18 protein-coding genes are annotated in these 19437 nt (G+C 71.6%); 4 read left to right on the top strand and 14 right to left on the bottom strand.

From position 1 onward, the window contains the following. Positions 1-7: 7 nt before the first annotated feature. Entirely contained in the window at positions 8-910 is a 903-nt protein-coding gene (locus OHN74_RS20170; protein WP_327695954.1) for a hypothetical protein, read from the bottom strand. 478 nt (positions 911-1388) lie between these two features. Then, positions 1389-1961, bottom strand: a complete 573-nt coding sequence (locus tag OHN74_RS20165) for a hypothetical protein (protein WP_327695953.1) — start codon at positions 1959-1961, stop codon at positions 1389-1391. A gap of 107 nt (positions 1962-2068) precedes the next feature. Between OHN74_RS20165 and OHN74_RS20160 the strand changes: the two genes are divergently transcribed. After that, positions 2069-2560, top strand: a complete 492-nt coding sequence (locus OHN74_RS20160; protein ID WP_327695952.1) for a hypothetical protein — start codon at positions 2069-2071, stop codon at positions 2558-2560. Between the two features lie 44 nt (positions 2561-2604). On the opposite strand, the gene OHN74_RS20155 is transcribed toward OHN74_RS20160, so the two are convergent. From OHN74_RS20155 to OHN74_RS20145, 3 genes are all read right to left on the bottom strand, one after another. Beyond that, complete coding sequence (locus OHN74_RS20155; protein ID WP_327695951.1) at positions 2605-3414, bottom strand: hypothetical protein; 810 nt, start codon at positions 3412-3414, stop codon at positions 2605-2607. A gap of 265 nt (positions 3415-3679) precedes the next feature. Beyond that, positions 3680-4513: an MBL fold metallo-hydrolase gene (locus OHN74_RS20150; protein ID WP_327695950.1), complete on the bottom strand. Its 834-nt coding sequence runs from the start codon at positions 4511-4513 to the stop codon at positions 3680-3682. A 145-nt stretch (positions 4514-4658) separates the two neighbouring features. Next, positions 4659-6131, bottom strand: a complete 1473-nt coding sequence (locus OHN74_RS20145; protein WP_327695949.1) for an MFS transporter — start codon at positions 6129-6131, stop codon at positions 4659-4661. 155 nt (positions 6132-6286) lie between these two features. Here OHN74_RS20145 and OHN74_RS20140 point away from each other — a divergent pair, with 155 nt between their 5' ends. Beyond that, a complete protein-coding gene (locus OHN74_RS20140) occupies positions 6287-7231 on the top strand; it encodes a LysR family transcriptional regulator (protein ID WP_327695948.1) in 945 nt (314 codons plus the stop codon). Positions 7232-7313: 82 nt separating this feature from the next. On the opposite strand, the gene OHN74_RS20135 is transcribed toward OHN74_RS20140, so the two are convergent. The 3 genes from OHN74_RS20135 to OHN74_RS20125 form a co-directional block, all read right to left on the bottom strand. Beyond that, positions 7314-8120, bottom strand: a complete 807-nt coding sequence (locus OHN74_RS20135; protein WP_327695947.1) for an AfsR/SARP family transcriptional regulator — start codon at positions 8118-8120, stop codon at positions 7314-7316. Between the two features lie 200 nt (positions 8121-8320). Further along, on the bottom strand, positions 8321-9472 hold the full coding sequence (locus tag OHN74_RS20130; protein ID WP_327695946.1) for an IS701 family transposase: 1152 nt from the start codon (positions 9470-9472) through the stop codon (positions 8321-8323). Positions 9473-9781: 309 nt separating this feature from the next. Further along, positions 9782-10393 carry a TetR family transcriptional regulator gene (locus tag OHN74_RS20125; protein WP_327695945.1) on the bottom strand — a complete coding sequence of 204 codons (612 nt, stop codon included), beginning with the start codon at positions 10391-10393 and terminating at the stop codon, positions 9782-9784. A gap of 181 nt (positions 10394-10574) precedes the next feature. On the opposite strand from OHN74_RS20125, the gene OHN74_RS20120 reads away from it, so the two are divergent. Then, the gene (locus OHN74_RS20120) at positions 10575-11345 is read left to right on the top strand and encodes an SDR family NAD(P)-dependent oxidoreductase (protein WP_443060414.1); all 771 of its coding nucleotides are present in this window, start codon (positions 10575-10577) and stop codon (positions 11343-11345) included. Positions 11346-11854: 509 nt separating this feature from the next. Here OHN74_RS20120 and OHN74_RS20115 read toward each other — a convergent pair. Both OHN74_RS20115 and OHN74_RS20110 read right to left on the bottom strand, forming a co-directional pair. Next, a complete protein-coding gene (locus OHN74_RS20115) occupies positions 11855-12589 on the bottom strand; it encodes an HAD family phosphatase (protein ID WP_327695943.1) in 735 nt (244 codons plus the stop codon). Further along, a complete protein-coding gene (locus OHN74_RS20110; RefSeq protein ID WP_327695942.1) occupies positions 12586-13272 on the bottom strand; it encodes a ScbR family autoregulator-binding transcription factor in 687 nt (228 codons plus the stop codon). Before OHN74_RS20110 ends, OHN74_RS20115 begins: the two co-directional genes overlap by 4 nt. A 116-nt stretch (positions 13273-13388) precedes the next feature. On the opposite strand from OHN74_RS20110, the gene OHN74_RS20105 reads away from it, so the two are divergent. Then, entirely contained in the window at positions 13389-14321 is a 933-nt protein-coding gene (locus OHN74_RS20105; RefSeq protein WP_327695941.1) for a ScbA/BarX family gamma-butyrolactone biosynthesis protein, read from the top strand. Here the strand turns inward: OHN74_RS20105 and OHN74_RS20100 are convergent. The 4 genes from OHN74_RS20100 to OHN74_RS20085 all read right to left on the bottom strand — a co-directional run bounded on the left by OHN74_RS20100 (position 14278) and on the right by OHN74_RS20085 (position 19432). Continuing rightward, positions 14278-15021, bottom strand: a complete 744-nt coding sequence (locus OHN74_RS20100; RefSeq protein WP_327695940.1) for an HAD family hydrolase — start codon at positions 15019-15021, stop codon at positions 14278-14280. The two genes, OHN74_RS20105 and OHN74_RS20100, sit on opposite strands and share 44 nt — an antisense overlap. 103 nt (positions 15022-15124) lie before the next feature. Further along, positions 15125-16849, bottom strand: coding sequence for a 3-hydroxyacyl-CoA dehydrogenase family protein (locus OHN74_RS20095; protein WP_327695939.1), 1725 nt, complete (start codon positions 16847-16849; stop codon positions 15125-15127). A gap of 254 nt (positions 16850-17103) precedes the next feature. Further along, a complete protein-coding gene (locus tag OHN74_RS20090; RefSeq protein ID WP_327695938.1) occupies positions 17104-18069 on the bottom strand; it encodes an aldo/keto reductase in 966 nt (321 codons plus the stop codon). Between the two features lie 130 nt (positions 18070-18199). Next, positions 18200-19432: a beta-ketoacyl-[acyl-carrier-protein] synthase family protein gene (locus tag OHN74_RS20085; protein ID WP_443060564.1), complete on the bottom strand. Its 1233-nt coding sequence runs from the start codon at positions 19430-19432 to the stop codon at positions 18200-18202. Positions 19433-19437 lie beyond the last annotated feature (5 nt).

The following is a 19437-nucleotide window of genomic DNA, read 5'->3' as shown; positions in this document are numbered from 1 at the left end:
TGATGCGTCATCTTGCCTCTGCCTCCATGACGGCGAGGGCCTCGACAATCGGTGTGACGAAACCCGCGGCGGTGGTGGCTCCCGTGGCCAGCACGATGCCCTCCCCGGAAGAACCGAATCCGATCACCGCGCCGGGGCCGGGGCTCACAGTGGGCAGGGAGTACCCGATCTTCCCCATGAACTCGACCGTCTTCTCCCAGCTCTCGGGACGCTGCCGCAGGACCCGGTTGTTCACCGAGACCGCGACGGAGGCCCGCCCGTTCTCGCCCCGGGGCGGAGTGAAGACAAACAGTCTGCCGCGGCGGTGTTCGGATCCGAAGATCTCGGTCAACTCCCAGGCAAGACCGGGTGAGTCATGGATCTCCGCGATGAAACAGCGTGCCTGGGCGATCTGCCTGAGGAACTCGTCCTGCCAGACGCCGTAACCCACCCATGTCCGGGCCGCCCCGTCGCGCGGCAGGCGGTCGGTCGGATCTCCCAGGGCCACCAGCGGTCCCACACGCTCGTGGAGTTCACCACGTACGAAGGCTTCGAGAGTCTTCAAGCCCTCGAAGGGATCCTCTGTGAACCGCTCCCTGGCGCGCTGGGCCCGGGTCAGGTCCGATGGGAGCTCTCTCCTGGAGAAGTAGACCGACTCCTTTCCGAACGTACGGAGGAAGAGCACGGGTGGACGTGGGTCCTGTTCCCTGATCGTGTGGGCGTCGGGGTACGCCTTTCGTCGGTTCGACCACGCGGCCCAAGCTGCCACGGTTCCGAGCACCAGGAACAGTCTGACCGCGCTGCCCCAAGGGAAGGACACGAAAAGGGGCAGCAGGAGCAGACCGATACCGCCGGCGATGGCCAGGAGGGCGATAGCGGTGTACGGCACCTTGGGGCGCCGTGGTCCGAACGTCGCTCGTCGCTTCGTCATATACGCCCCCCTGAGCGAACGCGGTTGCCGACCAGAGCGTCGCCGCGTTTCAAGTCTCTTGTCTCTGTGGGCTGTTCGCCCGGCAGAGGCCGGTCCTTCCCTCCGCAGTTGAGACGGGGGACGGACGAGTGGGGCGTGCAATTGGCGTAGTGCTGGCAGGTCCGGGATCGGTGCCCGCCGGACCCTCCGTACATCTGCCGGCCGGATCACATGTGTTGGCACCGTGGGCAGGGGCGCGCTCTGCCTCCCAGGCGAACCACTTCAGGTGGGAGGGATCTTGGCGCTCCTGCCTCAGGCGCACTGTCAACGCTGTTGTGCGGACCTGCCGTTACCTGATCTGCCGTTACCTGAACTGCCCTTACCGGACCGGCTGTTGCCGGCCCTGACGTTCCCGGTCCTGTCGTTACCTGTGCTGCCGGGCTTCGGTTTGTCGTCGCCCCGCTTCTCTGAACCGACGAGAGCCGGATTGGCGAAGGCGTCAGTGAGACTGGTCGGCGCCGGTTCCGGTTCTGGAGCCGGCGGGGGAGGGGGTGGAGGTGGCGGCGGGGGAGGGTTTCCCTGGTTCTGTGCGTCTGCCATGGTCGCCAGTGTGCAGCACGATACTGACAGTTGAGAGGCATACGCCGACTACGAGAGCGGTGAGGCTGACCGTCCATCGTTTTGTCTTCCGCGTGTGTACACGAGCGTTCTTCTCGAACATGCCAACTCTTGTGGCGGCAAGGGCCACCAGCGCCGCGCCCTTCGAGGATCGGCCGTGATTCTCCAGGACCTCGCGCGGCTCGATGTCCTCGTATTCCGCGAGGTTGAAGATCGAGACACCGAAAGCGACGGCAATCGCATAGGCCGCGAATGCTGCGGCGCCCGTGAACGGTTCGAAGGTTCGAGAGGCCAGGAACTGAGTGGCCGTGGCCGCGGACCCGACCAGGAAGACCGCCTTCGTGTCCACCTTCGCGCCCGACTCCGCCTGCCGCTCCATGCGCGACGAGAGCTCGCTGTTGATCAGCTCCAGAGTCGGCTCTTGGTCGCGGAGTTGCTGCGGTGTCATCGTCATGCCCTGAGCGTATGAGCCAGGGGGCCGGGCAGCAGCGCGGCCTGCCCTGTGCGCGAGGCCCGCGATAAAATCCGCGACGTGCTGTCGACCTGAAAGAGGATGCGAACGTGACGACCATCGCGGTGACCGGGCACATGGATCTGACCGAGAACAGCGTGCGTCTGGTTCGTACGGCACTGGACGAACTGCTCAAGCAGTACGCCGACGGCGACCAACTGGTCGGCGTCTCCTGCATCGCGGAGGGTGCCGACTCCCTCTTCGCCGAAGCCGTCCTCGCCGTCGGCGGACGGCTGACGGTTGTTGTCCCGTCACAGGACTACAGCCGGAACGTGGTCAGGCCCAGCCACGCCGCCCTGTTCGATCACCTCGTCGAGGCGGCCGAGGAAGTCCTCGTACTCCCCCACGAAACAGCCAACCGGCAGGCGTACGAGGCCGCCAACGCCGTGCTCATCGAACGTGCCGACCGTCTCTTCGCCGTATGGAACGGCGAACCGCCCACCGGCAAGGGCGGCGGCACCGCTGACACCGTCCTCGAAGCACGGATGGTGGGCGTCCCCGTGGACGTCGTGTGGCCGGACGGCGCCGCTCGCCGGGGCTGAGTTCTACGCGGCCCGGCCGATTGCGGCCGGCCCGCGGTTCGGTTTCAGTGGTCGTCGGTGATGGTGGTCGCGATGCCGTTGCTGATCTCGACCTCGGCGGAGAAGCCCTTCTTGGCCGCCTTCTCCAGTTGGGCCTCGGTGCACTCGACGCCACCCTCGCCGCCCGGCCCGGTGTTCACGGCATCGCAGATGTCGTCGTAGCCCATGATCCTGGTGTCGTCGGCGACGAGGAACTGCTGCTCGGTGCCCTTCAGGTCGGAGACGGTGTACTTGCCCGGCGCCAGGTAGGAGACGTTGCCGAACCAGGTTCCGTTGACGCCCTTGCCCTGGTCGATGCCCTCGACGACGGTCTCGCGGGAGTCGGAACCCGAGTCCTGCTGGGTGGCGCGGCGTTCGATCACCAGGGTCGCGACGCCGTCCTTCATCTCCACGTCGGCGTTCACGGCACCCTTCTTGAGGGCCGACTCCAACTGGTCGAGTGTGCACGGCGCGTCCACCTTGGAGCCCGCGACGCCGCATATCGTGCCGACGCCGTAGACCTCGGTGTCGTCGGCGACCCAGAACTGCTGGTCGTCCTTGCCCGATACGGACACGATGTACTTGCCGGGGGCGAGATAGCTGACCTTGCCGTTCTTGAACGAACCGCTGACGCCCTTCGAGTCCTTGGCGGTCGTGGAGTTCTCGGAGTTCTTGGAGCCCGACGCCTTCTCCGCCGTCGCCACCGGACCGGCCTTGTCCGCCGGGCTCTTGTCGGACGAGCCGTCGGCGGTGCCGTTCTGGCATGCCGTCATCAGCAGTCCGGCGGTGATCGCGGCGGCGGTGAGGACGGCCTTGCGCAGGTGGCGGTTCTTCACGGGGAGTTCCTTCCGGGGGCGGGGCAGCAGGGAGCCGGCGGCGTTTCCACCGCTTCCCGCTCTGTGATCACTATGAGGTCTCACAGGGTCCGCAGGTCACGCCCGTCCTCCCTTCAGGACACCGCTGTGGCGCGGCTGTGACACGGCAACTCATCTGCTGTGGAAGCCAGTTGGCCGACGCGCCGCCTTGCGTCACCCGGGCCCGCACATCCGGTCCTGCGGGTCGGCCCATGTGGTCAGGCGTGAGGTGCCCCGCGCCGATGTGTCACAGCGGGTGCCAGACCGCGTTCTCGCCGTGCGCTCGCACCCTGCCGAAGACCACGTCGGCGAAGTGGATGCCGAAGCCGAGGGTGTCCGGGCGCAGGAGTTCGGCGATCAGGTGGCGCCGGTGGCGCTCGGACCGGGCGGGGTCGGTGTCGGAGATCGCGGACCACTCGGGGTGCCGTATCTGGAGGGAGGAGAGCAGGGCGTCGCCGAAGGCGAGCAGGCGGGCGCCGTGGGAGGCGATGACGAAGCCGGTGTGCCCGGAGGTGTGGCCGGGCAGGGCCATGGCGTGGACGCCGGGGAAGATCTCCTCGCCGGCGAGCACCAGCCTGGTCCGGGGTTCGAGGGCCTCCAGCGCGGGGTCACGGTGGTCCTGGTCCCATTCGGTCTTGGGGATCACGAAGGTGGCCCGGGTGAACAGGGGCGGGTCGACGCAGGCCCAGCCGGTGTGGTCGGGGTGCAGGTGGGTGAAGGCCACCGTCTCGATGTCCCCGGGCGACCGCCCGAGCAGGGCCAGATTGCCGGGCAGCGAGCCGCCGTGCACCGCGCCCCGGTCGGGGTGGGCGGGGTCCTCCGGTACCGCGCGCGGGCCGAACCCGGCGTCGATCAGCAGGGCCCGGGCACCGTGTTCGACGAGCAGGCCGCCGGTGTTGGCGACGAGGCGGCGCGTGTCGTTGAGGTAGGCGCCGTATCTGCTCCAGTGACGGTCGACGGCCTCGGGCGGACTGCCGGCCGGCTTCAGCAGCATCGCCCCGTCGGGCACGTAACTGACCTTCAACTCACCCACGCGCAGGGTACGCACGGCGGAGGGCCTGCGCAGTCGGCTGTCGTTCACGGCTGGTCTCCTCGCAGGCGGCGAAGGCGCCCGGCGCGGCTCGGATACGGGGACGGCGCGGCCGTCCGCCGGATGGCGGCGGACGGTCGCGCCGGGTGCGCGGACGGTTCCGGCGGGCGGTGCCGTGTGCCGGACACGGGAGGCCCTAGGCCGCGGTCCGCTTGCGCAGCAGGACACCGACGAGCAGGGCGCCGACGAGGGTGACGACACCGGCCGTGACCATGCCCGCGTGCAGCCCGCCCAGGATGTCGGCGCGGGTCGGGACGATGCCCGACGAGAGGGCGTTGGTGCGGGCGGCGGCGATCGCGCTCAGACCCGAGACACCGATCGCGGCCACGTACTGCGGCAGCTGCGACAGTCCGCCCACGACACCCTGGTCCTCCTCGGTGACGCCCGTGGTCATCACGGTGATGAAGGAGACGACGCTGAAGACGTGGCCGAGTCCCATGACCGAGGAGGTGACGAGCAGGACGGCCAGGTTCACGTCCTGGGGCAGGGCGAACATCCCGACCGTACCGACGCCCTGGATGAGCAGGCCCGCGGCCAGCACCCGCACTCCGCCGAACCGGCCGAGCAGCTTGGCGACGTACAGGCCGCCGAGCATCGCCGCCGCGCCCTCGCCGAGGTAGCTCAGACCGGCCTGAAGGGCGGTGAAGCCGAGCACGTCCTGCATGTACAGGCTCAGCAGCACGGTCGTACCGGCGCACATGCCGAAGGTGATGACACCGAACAGCCCCGACCACTTCACGGACGGCCGGTTCAGTACGGACAGCGGCACCAGCGGCTCCGGGTGGCGCCGCTCGACCAGCAGGAACGCGGCCAGCAGTACCAGGCCGCCGACGATCGGGCCGAGCGCGGCGGGGCGGGTCCAGCCCTCGTCACCGCCGGTGGAGATGCCGTAGACCAGGCCGAACAGGCCGAGCGTGGACAGGATCGCGCCCGGGATGTCCATCCGGCGGGCGGCACGGGACTCGTGGATCGCCGGCAGGGCCAGCGCGCCGGCCAGTGCCACCGTGCCGATCACGCACAGCGCGACCATGGTCCAGCGCCAGCTGAAGCCGTTGGTGATGACACCGCCGCCGAGCGCGCCGAGCACGAAGCCCAGCGACATGACGGCGCCGTTGAGGCCCAGGGCGCGGGCGCGCTTGGGGCCCTCCTGGAAGTAGCCGGTCATCAGGGCGATGGCGGACGGGGCGATCATCGCGGCGGCGGTGCCCTGGCCGATGCGGGTGGCGATCAGCACGCCGGGGCTGTTCGCGAGGGCGGCGCCGAGCGAGAACAGGGTGAACACGACGACGCCGAGGGTGAACAGCCGCTTGCGGCCGATCAGGTCGGCGACCCGGGCGAACAGGGGCAACAGGCTGGCCGAGGGCAGCAGGCTGGCGGTGGCCACCCACTGCAGGGTGCCGGCCGAGGAGAAGCCGAGGGCGTTGCCGATGTCGGGCAGGGCGACGGTGACGATGGAGAAGTCCAGGCCGCACATGAACGTGGCGCAGCACAGGGTGATCAGTACGAGCCACTCGCGGGCCCCGAAGGCGGCGCCGTCGGCGGTGGGCCCGGGTGGTGTGGCGACTTCGTGCGGGGAAGTGGTGGGAGGTGAGGATTCGGTGACGGCCATGAGCGGTCCTTCCTGGGGATCTGACCTGCCGGTCTGACTTGCCTGATCAGCTTCGAATCAGGGGACCTGCGCAACAAGGACGATCTGTGCAACGATCGATTCACTGGGCTCATCGTTCGAGGTCGCAGCAGTGGGAGGGGGCGGGAGAACCGGTCATGGAACGCCAGGAGATCGAGATTTTCCTGACTCTCGCGGAGGAACTGCACTTCGGCCGGACCGCCGAACGCGTGGGGGTCTCGCAGAGCCGCGTCAGCCAGACCATCGCCCGGCTGGAGCGCCGTATCGGCGCCAGGCTGTTCGACCGCACCAGCCGCCAGGTCACACCGACCCCCATCGGGGAACAGCTCCGGGACGACATCGCGCCCGCGTGGCGGGGGATCGAGGAGGCCGTGGCCAAGGCCATGGCGGCCGGCCGGGGTATCACCGGGATGCTGCGGATCGGCTTCTCCGGCGCGTTCACGGGCCATCTGCTGCACAGCGTCGCCGAGGTGTTCGGGCGCCGGTACCCGGGCGTGGACGTGCAGATACGCCAGGTGCAGATCTCGGACCCCTACGGGCCGCTGCGCGCGGGGGACATCGAGCTCCAGGTCACCGAACCACCGGTGACCGAGCCGGATCTGACACTGGGTCCGGTGCTGGTGTCACAGCCGAGGGTGCTGCTGATGGCGTCCGCGCACCCGTTCGCGCGCCGTGAGTCGGTGAGCGTGGAGGACCTGGCGGAGGCGACGCTGCTGACGGTCGCCGGGAACGTGCCGACGCACTGGCTGGACCACCACTTCCCGCGGCAGACGCCGTCGGGGCGGCCCATCCCGCACGGGCAGGCCATGACGCACTGGGAGGACGCGCTCTCCCTCGTTCTCGCGGGCAAGGGCGTGACGCCGGTGGCGGCTGCGGGCGCGCACTACTACAGCCGTCCCGGCCTGGTCTTCAAGCCCTTCACGGACGCCCCGGCCATCGACTACGCGTTCGTCTGGCCCACCGGCCACGAGACGGCCCGGCTGCGGGCCTTCGTCCAGGTGGCCATGGAGCAGGTGCGCGGGGCGGGCGGCCCGGCGCGGGCCGTGGAGAGCCTGTGGGCGGGCGAGGACACGGGCGCCTGAGGGCGGAGCGGGGGGTGCGGGGGTGTCCGGTTGTCCGGGGGCGGGCCCGGAGGCACCCGACGGGTCGGCGGGTGCCTCCGGCTCAGAGCAGGGCCCCGGCGCCGGCGGCGGCGAGGTAGCGCTGGTCGGGGCTGTCCTGGAGCATCACACGGTGCAGGGTCGTGGTGGACGGTGACGGCGGGATGCCGAGGTCGTCGGTCATCCGGCGGTGCAGCGACTGGTAGACCTCCAGCGCCGTGGCCCGGCGGCCCGAGGCGTACAGCGCCCGCATCAGCTGGGTGTGCAGGTTCTCGTGGTACGGGTGGTCGCCGACCAGGGCGACGGCCTCCCCGACCGCCTCCTGGAAGCGCCGGCACAGCAGCAGCGCGTCGATGCGCACCTCGCAGGCCGCGAGGTGGGCCTCGTTCAACACCCTTGCCTGCACCGTGAGTTGGCTGCCGTGCCGGACGTTGCAGAAGGGCGTGCCGCGCCACATGGCCAGCGCCTCGCCGAGGGTGTCCGTCGCGGCGTGCGCCTCGCGCCTCTCCAGCAGGCCGCGGGCCTCCAGGACCAGCCGCTCGAAGCGCGGCCGGTCCCATTCGTCGTGTTCGAGGCGCAGTACGTAACCGTTGCCGTCGGTGACCAGCCGGTGGTCGGCGATGTCGCGGGCGCTGGTGCCGGTACCGGCGGCCAGCGCCTTGCGTATCGCCCCTATGTACGTCTGTAGTGCGGTGGTCGCGGTGCGGGGCGGCTCGCCGTCCCACACCTCGCTCAGCAGCGCCGGTACGGACACACGGTGGTTGGCCTTCGCCAGGAGCAGGGCGAGTACCTGCCGTTGCTTGGGCGCGCTGGGGGTGACATCACGCCCCTGCTCACGGACGTCGATCGGTCCAAGGACACGGAACTCCACAGCCCCTCCTCAAGGTGGGTGCCACCGCCCGGTGCAGTGAGCGGTGTACGGACGAACAGATCGGCAGGAGTCCCGCGCCGCTGCGGGTCTCCTGTGGTGCTGTGCGTGGGGGGAAGGGCCGTCGGTACGTGGGGGAGGGCCGTCGAGCGGTGGTGTCCGGCCGGTCCGGTCGGCATACGGCGGCCGGCACACGGCGGCGGTCAGTCGCCGTTGGGGCGCAGACACACCTCGTGCCCGAGCCTGCGGTGTGCCGAGGCGACGGAGACCAGCGTGGCGTGGCGGTGCCAGCCGGGGTAGGACCGGCCCGCGAAGTCGTGCAGGCCCAGTTCGGCCTCCGCGGCCCCGGCCCGGGCGGCCGTGGCCGAGCCGATGACCGCGAGGGCCCGGGCCTGGTGCGCCGGGGGCAGGTTGGTCAGCCAGAGCCGGTCGGGCCGTAAGCGCGAGCCGGTCCAGACACCGGCCAGCAGGGCCGGCCGGGTCCCGCCCGGCAGCAGCACCTGTACGGTGCCGAGCCGGTGCTGCCCGGGGGCGAGGGGGGTGGCGGTGGGCGGACGGGCGTGCCGGCGCAGCAGCTCGGCCGCCGGCTCCGGGGCCGGGGACTGGGTCTGGGTCTGGGGCTGGGACGGGTGGAGGGTCGTGGCGTCCGCCGGGTGGGGACCGGTGGACGCCACGAGCCGCAGGGGCAGGGTGTCGGGTACGGCCACGATCCAGTCCAGGCCGCGGGCCTGAAGGCCCGCGATCACGGCTCCGGCGTCGATGTGGCCGTCGGTGTGGACGACGACCGGCGGCATCTCGGGTGTGATCCGGGCCAGTTGGTCGGCGAGGGCGAGGCACAGCTCGGCCGCGGTGGCGTGGCCGGTGGCCTCGGGGATGCGGGCCTGGCGTCGCAGCCGGGCGTCCTCGGTCCAGCGGCGCGGCAGGTACAGCTGCCAGTCCACGGCGAGGTCGCCGAGGTCGCCGGAGAGGAACGCGCCGACGGCGAGCTGGCAGTTGACGGTGCGTCCGAAGGCGGGCACGAAGCGCCGGTGGACGCCGACGGACAGCTCGCCCCGCTTGGGGATGACCACGGGGGAGAGTGTCCAGGCGTGCGTGGCGGTGTGCTCGGCGGCCCAGCGGGCGAGTTCGGCGCGGACCGGGCGCCACTGCCAGGCGCTGTCGTTGACGAACTGCTGCAGCGACTGGGGCGCCGTCGGGGACGGTGTCACCGAGGCCGCTATGCGCCGCAGCGACTTCTTGCCCTGGGTGGCGAGCAGTCCCCTGAGATAGACGCCCGCCCACCGCCGTTGGTCGGCCCGCGGCAGATGGGCGAAGAGCCGCTGGGCCGGCGGGACGTGCTCCATGGCCGGATACATGTACGGACTCCTCTCCCCCGGTCAGCCACGAATATACAGAACATTCTCTATGTTTCTAGATGGAGTGCCGGCCGGGCGGCGGCGGGGAGGGGTGTGCGGCGCCGTGCGTGGCGATGTGGCCGGGTGCTCTGAGCTGCGACAGGAGTGGTGTCGGGGCGGGTGTCGGGAGTGATGTGCGGGGCACGGAAAATTCCGTACGGGGGTACGAGTGCGTCGGCCGGGTCGCCACGGCACGTGTGCGGAACGGTGCGTTCAGTGAGGGCGGTCGCGCCGGGAGGAGGTCCTCCGCGGGGACCGGCGAACCGTCGGTCAGTCCTCGCCCCGAGCGGAGGCGGCCGAGGGGGCGATGAGGGTGCCCAGCGCTCTCAGGGCGTGGGTCAGGCCCTCCTCGGGTCCGTCGCCGGTGGCCGTGCGCAGTGAGTCCGGGGAGGCGGCGGTGGCCTCGACGCCGAGCAGTACGTGGGAGAGCAGCGAGGTCGCCGCCAGCGGGGTCAGCCCGCCGTCCAGGTGTTCCTCGCTCCAGGCCCGTTCCAGCGCCTCGCGCAGATCGGGGGCCCAGGAGTCGTACCAGCCGTGGTCGGCGGCGTGGCCCTCGCGGGTGAGCCGGGCGGCGGCGCGGATGCTGTGGGTGTTGCGCAGGGCGTCGGCGAGCGCCAGCACCTCGTCGAGCACGCCCTGGAGTCCCGGTGTGTGTCCGGCGCTGTGCAGGACCTCGCGGGTGGCGGCCGTGCCGGCCTCCTGGACCGCGTCCGCCAGGGCCGACTTGCTCGCGAAGTGGAAGGTGAGCGCGCCCATGGTGACACCGGCCGATCTGACGATCTGGTGCAAGGAGGTGCCGGCGTAGCCGTGCTCGGCGAATGTGGCGGACGCGGCCTCGATGAGTCGCTGCCGGGTCTGCTCCGCCCTCTCCTGCTTCGCCACGTGTGCTCGCGCCTCCTCCTGCCCCGTGCGCCGCGGGCGGCCCGCGGCAGCACCAACCATAGGTCAAGAGATTCCCAAGAGATCCGGAGAACGAGCAGCTCGGAACGTTCTTGGCAGGTTGGCTGGTAAGGACTGTCCCATCCGGCTGACTACCTGTGGACCGCCTGTTTGACTGACTTTCATGATCGAACAGACGTGCGCAATGAGTGGCCGGGTAGTCATGATCACCGGAGCTTCGTCGGGTATCGGCGCGGCGGCCGCACGGCTCTTCGCCGAGCACGGCGCGGCTGTCGTGGTCACGGCCCGCCGCCATGAACAACTGGCCTCGGTGGTCAAGGAGATCGAGGCGCGGGGCGGTCGCGCCCTGGCCGTGCCCGGGGACATACGCCGTGGCGAGGACGTCGAGCGGGTCGTCGACGCGGCGGTGGAACGCTTCGGCCGTCTGGACGCCGCCTTCAACAACGCGGGTCAGGCCGTGCCCGGCGTCGATCTGCACGAGATGTCGGACGACGACTACGACACCGTCATGGACGTGAACGTCCGGGGCGTGTGGAACTGCATGCGTCACCAGATCCGCGCCATGCTCGACACCGGCGGTGGCTCGATCGTCAACACCGCGAGCGTGGCCGGTCTCATCGCCACTGGGGTGGGTGCGCCCTATGTGGCCGCCAAGCACGCGGTGATCGGCCTGACCAAGGCCGCGGCGGCCCAGTACGGCGACCGGGGCATCCGGGTCAACGCGCTGGCCGTGGGCAGCACACTCACCGAGATGATGGAGTCGGTCATCGAGCAGATGCCCGGCGTGGAGCAGACGTTCTTCGCGCGAGCCGTCCAGAAGCGGTTCGCCGCCCCGGTGGAGGTGGCGCAGGCGGCACTGTGGTTGTGCGGCGACGCATCGTCCTTCGTGACCGGCGCGACCGTCCCGGTCGACGGCGGCACACTGGCCGTCTGAGACGGCGGAGGGCTGCCGGGGCGGGGCAGACCGGCGGGCCGGTGGACCGGGCTGACCGGCGAGACGACAGGCCGGGTAGGCCGGGGCAGGCCGGCCGGGGCCTCGCTTGCGCGGGCGCCCGGACAGCCTGGGGCGACGGGTCCTGGCGGGCTGTCGGTACCGGGCTGTCGGCCGGGGTGGCCACCGGGTGCTGGTGGTTGGTTGCTCGCCCGACAGGCCCCGACAGGCCCTGGCAGGTTGTCGATGCCATTTGTTGGCGCGGGTCGGCCACCGGGTGTTGGTGGTCGGGTTCTCGTCCCGGCGGGTCCTGGCAGGGTGTCGGTACCGGGCTGTAGGCCCAAGTAGGCCCAAGTAGGCCCAAGTAGGCCCAAGTAGGCCCAAGTAGGCCCAAGTAGGCTCGCGTCGGCTCGCGTCGGCTCGCGTCGGCTCGCGTCGGCTCGCGTCGGCCCCGGCGCGGCCCCGGGCGGCCCCGGGGTGCCGTGGCCGCCCGGGTTTCTGTCCGGCGGGGGCTAACGGGTCGTCGGGACCAGTTCGTCGGACCGGGTCGGCCACAGCGTGCCGGTGGTCGCCTCCTCGTCCAGCGTGCGCAGCAGCGCGTCGTCGATCTCGTCCAGCCCGCCCACGAGATGGCGTACCCCGGCCTGCCGCATCAGCTCCGCCTGGTGGCTGTGCTCGAACCGGCTGGGGTGGCCGATGAACGGTGCCCCGATGTCTCGCGCCGCCTCGGCGACCCGGGCCACGTCGTCGATGAAGAGCACCTGGCCGTGGTCGAGGCCGAAGTGCGCGGTGATCTCCCGCAGTCCGGGGCGCACGTCGTTGGTGCATATGTAGTGGGGAGGCGTGAACAGGTGCGCGTACGCACCGAGTTGCTCGTCGAAGTGGGACTTGGCCAGGCCGCCGTAGCAGACCACGTCGAGCCCGGCGGCGCGCAGCCGTTCCAGCAGCGGCCCGGCTCCCGCGGTGATCTCGACGGGGTGGTCGACGAGGTAGGCGGCGCGCTCCTCGAAGTAGGCGGCCAGGGCCTCCTCGCCGGTCATGGCCTGCGGCACCACCGCCGCCATGGCGCGGCCGGCGTCGGCCTGCCGCTGCGAGAAGACACTGCGCTCGACGTCGGCCGAGTAGGTGCCGCCGCGGCGGGTGACGAACTGGTGGATGAGCGGGCTGAAGGTGTCGTCGAGCAGGACGCCGTCGATGTTGACGGCGGCGATCCGCAGGCGGCGCAGGAGGCGCGGTCGGTCGGTCATGGCTGGGTTCCCTCCCCTTGGTCGGGCGCGCTCACGGACGTCCACAGGGACTGTGCGCGCTCCTCGCTGTTCTCGATCCCGTCGAAGGCCGGACCGGCGGCGATGCCGGGCAGCAGCGCGCGCCACATGTTCACCGTGCGGCGGGGCAGGTCGGCGCGCCGGGAGACGACCTGCGCGTACTCCTGCATGCCGGTGCACGCGCCGACCACGAACTCGGCCAGCTCGTCGATCCGTACGTGCTCACGCAACTCGCCCTGGGCGCGCGCCACTTCCAGACACTCCTCGAAGCTGCGGGTCCAGACCGCGTACGGCGTGGCGTCCTGCAGGCCGAAGGCGGCCTGTTCGCCGGTGAGGCGGACGCCGGCGCGCAGCATCGGGTCGGCCTGGAGCGAGTGCGACCAGATGAGGGTGATGTCCACCAGCCGCTGCAGGCCGGTGGTGGGCACATGCGGCTCGATGGTGCCGCGCTGGGCGTTCATCACTTCCATCGCGAGGCTCTTCTTGTCCTTGAAATGGAAGTAAAGAGCTCCCGCGGTCACCCCCGCGCGCTGCAGGATCTTGTTGATCCCGGCGCCCGCATATCCGTACTCGTCGAAGACCTCCGCGGCTGCCTTCAAGAGCTGCTCTCGGGTCTGAATCGCACGCTCCTGTTTGGGGGCGGGATTCGGGTTCGCTGGTGCCATGGCTGCATCCCGGTCTCGACAAGAAAAAGAACGTCCTCTATGTTACTTGCCGTAGCGCGGCTCCGCCACCGCTGGGGGAGCAGTTCGTGTCAGAGCATCGACACAGGGGGATTCACATGAACGAGATGATGACGGCTGCCGTTTCGAGACCGCTGCGGGTCACGAAGGACCTCGTCCACAAGCACGACGCCGGCCAGGTACTCCTTGTGGGCCTGAAGCGACTGGCGGAGGACGAGTTCCTCGTCGCGGCGGACTGGACGGACACGAGCGGCCTCGTGGGTGCGGGGGACCAGGGCCAGGACAGTGCCGTCCTGCTTACGGAAACGATTCGGCAGACGTTCCCGCTGCTGTCGCACGCCGGCTACGACGTCCCGTTCGGCCACCGTCTGCTCTGGAGCGAGTACCGCTACGCGCTGAACCTGGACACCCTGCGCGAGGGCGGCATCGGCGGCCGGCCGGACCTGCACATCCGCTGCTACGACGTGGTCCGCCGCCGCGACCGGGTCACGGCCCTGTCCCTGGACATCACGGTGCTGCGCGACGGCGAGCAACTGGCCACCGCCCACACCCGTTTCACCATCCAGCAGCCCGCCATCTACGAGCGGCTCCGCGGCTCGTACGGCGACGCCCACCGGATGCTGGAACTGGCCCGGAGCCGCCCGCTGCCGCCCCCGGCCTCCGGCGCCGGCGAGGAGTTCCGGGACGCGGTGCTCTCACCCACCGACGCCACCGACCGCTGGCAGCTGCGGATCGACACCCACCACCCGATGTACTTCGACCACCCCAGCGACCACGCCCCGGGCATCCTCCTGCTGGAGGCGGCCAAGCAGGCCGTACGAACGATGCGCCACCCCCGGGTCGGCGTCGCCGAGGCGATGGAGACCGTCTTCCACCGCTACGTCGAACTCGACTCCCCCTGCTGGGTGGACGTCCAGCAGCTTCCGGACGACCAACTCGGCCGTGCGCGCTTCCTGGTGACGATGCATCAGGAGGGCAAGCTGTGCTTCACCGCGCTGGCGTCGGTAGCCAAGGAGCGGACGACCGGCTGACGTTCGCGGCGTGGCCGGCTCCCGGCAGTGTGCCTCCGCCCACCCGGGCGACATGGGCGCCGAGCACCATGTCGTCGCCGACGGCCACGGGACGGCCCGCGGAGCGCAGGAGGTCGAGGTCGGAGGCATGGTCGCCGTATGCGGCGGCGCGCGAGGGGGACACCGCGCGCCGCCGCATCAGCGTGCGCGCCAGCCGGCCCTTCTCGACGCCGATGACCGGGTGTTCCACCAGGCCCGTGCAGTGCCCGTCGACGTACTCCGGCTCGCTGCACAGGATCTCGTCGGCGCCGAGCAGCTCCGCGAGCGGCTCCAGACACGGCCGGAACGACCCCGACACCAGCACGATCGACGCCCCCTGCTCCCGGTGCCGGCGCAGGGCGGACACCACGGGCGGGTGCAGCAGTGTGCCGCCGGCCAGCTCCGCGTCGAACCAGGCGCGGCCGTGCGCGAACAACTCGTCGCGCGAGCGGCCCGCGTAAAGGCGGTAGTACTCGCGGTTGGTGACCAGCCGTGAGACACCCGCCGCCGACCTGCGCCGCAGCGTGTCCGCCGCCTCCTCGTAGGCGGACGGCGGCAGGCCGCGCTCGCGGTAGTGGAACTCCAGGAAGCGGAACATGCTCTTGACGGTGATCAGCGTCTCGTCGACGTCGAAGAAGGCGATCTCGACGGGGGCGTTCGGTGCGCCGGGGACAGCGGACATGGGGTGCGGCCTTCCATGCGGGTGAGGGGTCGGTCGGGGGTGACTGGGAGGGTGGCGGGCCGCGGTCGTGCCCGGGGAGGGGCAGGACCGCGGCCCGGCGGGGTCAGGCGGACGCGGGGACCGGCGCGGTGGTGCTGCGGGCGGTCAGATAGGTGCGGGTGCTCTTGCCGGGCGTCTTGCGGCCCAGGTGTCCCGCTGCCACCAGCTGCTTGAGCAGCAGGGCCGTCTCCGGTGCCCGGCAGCGCGGGTCGGCCTGCAGACGGTGCTGGACCTCCAGGGCCACATCGGCGCCGACCGTGTCGAGCAGCCGCACCGGACCGAGCGGCTGACCGCCCACGGCTCGCGCGGTCGCGTCCAGCGCGGCGGTCGTCGTCTCGTCCGCGTCCAGCAGTTCCAGGGCCTGGTTCAGATACGGGAAGAGCAGCGCGTTCACGATGAAACCGGCCCGGTCGCCGCACTGCACGATCTGCTTGCCGAGTTGTTCGGCCAGCGCGCGGGCGCGGGCCAGGTTGTGCCTGCTGGTGCCCGGTGCCGGGATCAGCTCCAGCAGGCGCATCACCGGAGCCGGGTTGAAGAAGTGCAGGCCCAGTACGTCCGCGGGACGGCCGGCGGGCTCGGTGCAGGCGGCGACCGGCAGGCTGGAGGTGGAGGTGGCCAGCAGCGTGCGCGGTGCGCAGACCGCCCCCAGCTCGGCGAACAGCCGCCGCTTGACCTCCAGGTCCTCCACCACCGCCTCGACGACGATGTCCACCTCGCCCAGCACCGAGCGGTCCGTGGTCGCCGAGAAACCGGCCTCCCGTCCCTCCTCGTCCGCGCTCCCCGTGCGCCGCAGCGCGAACTCCACGCGCTCCGCGGCCACTTGTGCCTTCTCCTCGGTCCGGGCCAGCAGCGTCGTGTCGAAGCCGCCGCGTACGAAGGACTCCGCGATGCCGGTGGCCATGGTTCCCGAGCCGACGACCACCACCCGGCGGCCGGGCGGGGCGGTCGGCAGCACCGGGCGGCGCGCCTCCTCGACCCGGTCGTGGCGGTGGAAGCCGTGGCCCGTCTTGCGGCCGAGCGCGCCCCGGGCGATCAGTTCGTCGAGGACCGGGGCGGGCGCCGCGTGCCCGTCGGCCGTCTCGGCGAGGCGGGAGAGGACGTCGCGTGCCGTGTCCAGGCCGATCGCGTCCAGCACCGCCAGCGGACCCTCGTGCCAGCCGCAGCCGAGCCGTACCGCGGTGTCGATGTCCTCGGCGGTGGCGTACCCGTCGTGGACCATCCACGCGGCCCGGTTCAGCAGGCCGAGCAGCAGGCCGGGGGCGAGTGAGCCGGGCCGGTCGACGACCTGGTGCGCGGTGATTCCGGCGGCGGTCAGGATCCGTTCCACCCGCTCGGCCGCCGCGTCCCCGGCGCCGGGAGCGCGGGCGACCTCCACGGCGGCCAGGTCGTCCGCGCGCAGGAAGCGCAGCGCGAACAGGTCGGGGCCGGCTTCGCCCTGGAGGTCGACGAGGGACGTGGTCAGCGCGGTGGTGAGCACCGGGGTGCCGGGCCGCAGATGCCGGCGCACCTTGGCCAGCACCAGCCGCTTGAGCGCCGCCGGTTCCGGTACGGCCTCGACGACCAGGTCGGCCTCGATGACCCCCGCCGGGAAGTGGGTCACCGTGCGGGGGCGCTCGGACGGGTCCAGCTCACGGGCGCGGGCCAGCGCCACCGGGTCGTCGTCGACGGCGACGACGGTGAGACCCGCGCCGGCCAGTCGGCGCACCAGAGCCAGTCCGGTGCCGCCCAGACCGACGACGGCCACGGTGTACGGGGACGGCGCGACGGCGCCGCCTGGCTGATCGGGCATGGTGTGCTCCTGCCTGTGGAGGGGTGTGGAGGGGTGCGGAGGGGGTGCGTCGGGGCTGGTCGAAGGGCTGGGCCGGTGTGGGGTGTTGGGGCGGGGAGGAGGTTGTGAGGGCTGGGCCGGGGCAGCTCCCCCAAGGGGCGCGGGGAACTGCGCGACCGGCCACGACGGCGCCGCGGTAGGCCACGAAGGCGCCACGACCGGCCAAGACGGCGCCGCAGCCGGCAACCCACCCATCGCGCACCCCAGCGGAGCGCCTAGTACCGGCTGCCGGTGGCGGCGGGCGCGGCGTCCAGGTCGCCAAGGTCCCGCTCCGTCAGGCGCAGGTCGGCGGCGGCCAGGTTGTCCGCCAGATAGCGGGACTGCTTGGTGCCGGGGACGGGAACGACGTGGTCGCCCTGGGCGAGGGTCCAGGCCAGGGCGACCTGGGCGGCGGTGGCGCCGTGCCGTGCGGCGACCTTCTCCACCGCGTGCGCGATACGCAGGTTCGCGGTGAACGCCTCACCCGTGAAGCGTGGGTTGGTGGCGCGGAAGTCGCCGGCCTCGAAGTCCTCGGGCCGGGTGTAGCGGCCGGTGAGGAAACCCCGGCCCAGCGGCGCGAACGGCACGAAGGCGGCACCGTGCTCGGCGCACCAGCCGGAGATCCCGGTGTCCTCGTCGAGGGGCTCCCGTGTCCACAGGGACAGTTCGGACTGCACCGCCGCCACGGGATGGACACGGTGGGCGGCGGCTGCCTGCTCCCGGGTCACCTCCGACAGCCCGAGGTGGCGCACCTTGCCCGCCCGGACAAGCTCGGACAGCGCGCCCCAGGACTCCTCCAACGGTACGGCGGGGTCGACGCGGTGCAGGTAGTACAGGTCGATGGCGTCGACGCCGAGCCGCCTGAGCGAGGCATCGGCCGAGCGCCGGATGTGCTCGGGGGAACCGTCGCGGCTCAGGCTGCGGGTGGCGAGGTCGTCGACGACGATGCCGGTCTTGGTGGCGACCACGGCGTCACCACGGCGGCCGGCGAGGGCGCGGCCGACGAGGGTCTCGTTGTGACCCTCGCCGTAGGCGTCGGCCGTGTCCAGCAGGACCGGCCCGGCGTCCAGGGCTTGCCGTATCACCGCGACCGAGACCGTGTCGTCGCGCTGCGACTCGGCATAACCCCAGCTCATTCCCATGCATCCGAGTCCGACGGGGTGGACGGCGAGTCCGGTCGGGCCGAGGTTACGCGTGGTCATGCGCACTTCCTTTCTGTCGAGTCCGTCAGAGGGAGAAGGGAGATCAGAGGGAGAAGGGAGGTCAGAGGGAGAAGGGAGGTCAGAGGGAGAAGGGAGTGGGTGGGGCCGGGGTGCGGACACCCCGGCCCCGTCAGGCGGCGGTGAGGATCAGGGCGGCGTTGTGGCCGCCGAACCCCAGGGAGGTGCTCGCCGCCACGCTTATCCGCCGGTGTCGTGCCGCGCCCGTGACGACGTCGATGTCGACGTCGATCGCCGGGTCCAGCGACTCCACGTTGGCGGTGGGCGGAACGGCGCCGTGGTACAGCGCCAGTGCGGTGTACGCCGCCTCGACGGCACCCGCCGCGGCCAGGGTGTGGCCGGTGACGCCCTTGGTGGAGGTGACCGCCGCGCGGTCGCCGAGGACCGAGTGCAGGGCACGGGCCTCCGTGAGGTCGTTCATCGGGGTGGAGGTGCCGTGCGCGTTGACGTGCTCCACTTCGTCGGGGAGCACTCCGGCGTCGTCCAGTGCGGCCCGCAGGGCCCGCGCCAGGCCCTCGCCCCGCGGATGCGGCGCGGTGGCGTGGTGCGCGTCGGACGTGGCGCTGAAGCCGGCGATGTCGGCGTAGCGCCGGGCGCCACGGGCGGTGGCGTCCGCGCACCGCTCCAGTACGAGGAGCGCCGCGCCCTCACCGGCCACGAAGCCGTCCCGGTCCGCCGCGAACGGGCGGGACGCCGCGGCCGGTTGGTCGGTACGGCCCGACAGCGCGCCCATCCGGGACAGCCCGTTGAGCGTGCCGGGGCTGATCGCCGACTCGGTCCCGCCGGCCAGGACCACGTCGCACAGCCCGGACAGCAGCCATTCGCGGGCCGTACCGATCGCGGACGCCCCCGACGCGCACGCGGTCGCCGTGACCAGGCTGGGGCCGTGGATGCGCAGGTCCATCGCGATGTATCCGGCGACCATGTTGACCATGCTCATGGGGATCATCAGCGCCGACACGTCCTCGGGGGTGCCCTCGCAGTAGGTGCGCAGCTGCTTCTCCAGGGTGGCCGCGCCGCCCAGCGAGTTGCCGATGACCACGCCCACCCGGGTGCAGTCCCAGGACCCGGTGTCCAGGCCGGAGTCGGTGACCGCCTGCCGGGCGGCGACCACGGCGAGCTGGGTGAAGCGGTCCAGCTTCCAGGCGGTGCGCCGGCCCAGCTCGGCAGTCGGGTCGAAGCCGGGGACCCGGCAGGAGATGTCGACCCGCTCGCCCTTCAGCTCGGGGTCGGTGGCCGCGGCGGACACGCCGGACAGCACGCGCCGCCAGTTCTCCTCCACCCCGATGCCGGCCGGAGTGACCAGGCCCATGCCGGTGATCGCGACGCCGCGACCCCGGGCCACGCCGC

The organism is Streptomyces sp. NBC_00459 (genome assembly GCF_036013955.1).
Lineage (GTDB): Bacteria > Actinomycetota > Actinomycetes > Streptomycetales > Streptomycetaceae > Streptomyces.
The sequence above is the reverse complement of the archived record's forward strand: the minus strand, read 5'-3'. Positions and strand labels throughout refer to the sequence as shown.

What these genes read in the sequence shown, in the direction of transcription:
- OHN74_RS20130 (WP_327695946.1), bottom strand. Translation starts at nt 9,472, where the DNA reads ATGTATCCGGCCATGGAGCACGTCCCGCCGGCCCAGCGGCTCTTCGCC.
- OHN74_RS20100 (WP_327695940.1), bottom strand. Translation starts at nt 15,021, where the DNA reads ATGTCCGCTGTCCCCGGCGCACCGAACGCCCCCGTCGAGATCGCCTTC.
- OHN74_RS20120 (WP_443060414.1), top strand. Translation starts at nt 10,575, where the DNA reads ATGATCGAACAGACGTGCGCAATGAGTGGCCGGGTAGTCATGATCACC.
- OHN74_RS20115 (WP_327695943.1), bottom strand. Translation starts at nt 12,589, where the DNA reads ATGACCGACCGACCGCGCCTCCTGCGCCGCCTGCGGATCGCCGCCGTC.
- OHN74_RS20145 (WP_327695949.1), bottom strand. Translation starts at nt 6,131, where the DNA reads ATGGCCGTCACCGAATCCTCACCTCCCACCACTTCCCCGCACGAAGTC.
- OHN74_RS20140 (WP_327695948.1), top strand. Translation starts at nt 6,287, where the DNA reads ATGGAACGCCAGGAGATCGAGATTTTCCTGACTCTCGCGGAGGAACTG.
- OHN74_RS20105 (WP_327695941.1), top strand. Translation starts at nt 13,389, where the DNA reads ATGAACGAGATGATGACGGCTGCCGTTTCGAGACCGCTGCGGGTCACG.
- OHN74_RS20090 (WP_327695938.1), bottom strand. Translation starts at nt 18,069, where the DNA reads ATGACCACGCGTAACCTCGGCCCGACCGGACTCGCCGTCCACCCCGTC.
- OHN74_RS20165 (WP_327695953.1), bottom strand. Translation starts at nt 1,961, where the DNA reads ATGACGATGACACCGCAGCAACTCCGCGACCAAGAGCCGACTCTGGAG.
- OHN74_RS20170 (WP_327695954.1), bottom strand. Translation starts at nt 910, where the DNA reads ATGACGAAGCGACGAGCGACGTTCGGACCACGGCGCCCCAAGGTGCCG.
- OHN74_RS20110 (WP_327695942.1), bottom strand. Translation starts at nt 13,272, where the DNA reads ATGGCACCAGCGAACCCGAATCCCGCCCCCAAACAGGAGCGTGCGATT.
- OHN74_RS20095 (WP_327695939.1), bottom strand. Translation starts at nt 16,849, where the DNA reads ATGCCCGATCAGCCAGGCGGCGCCGTCGCGCCGTCCCCGTACACCGTG.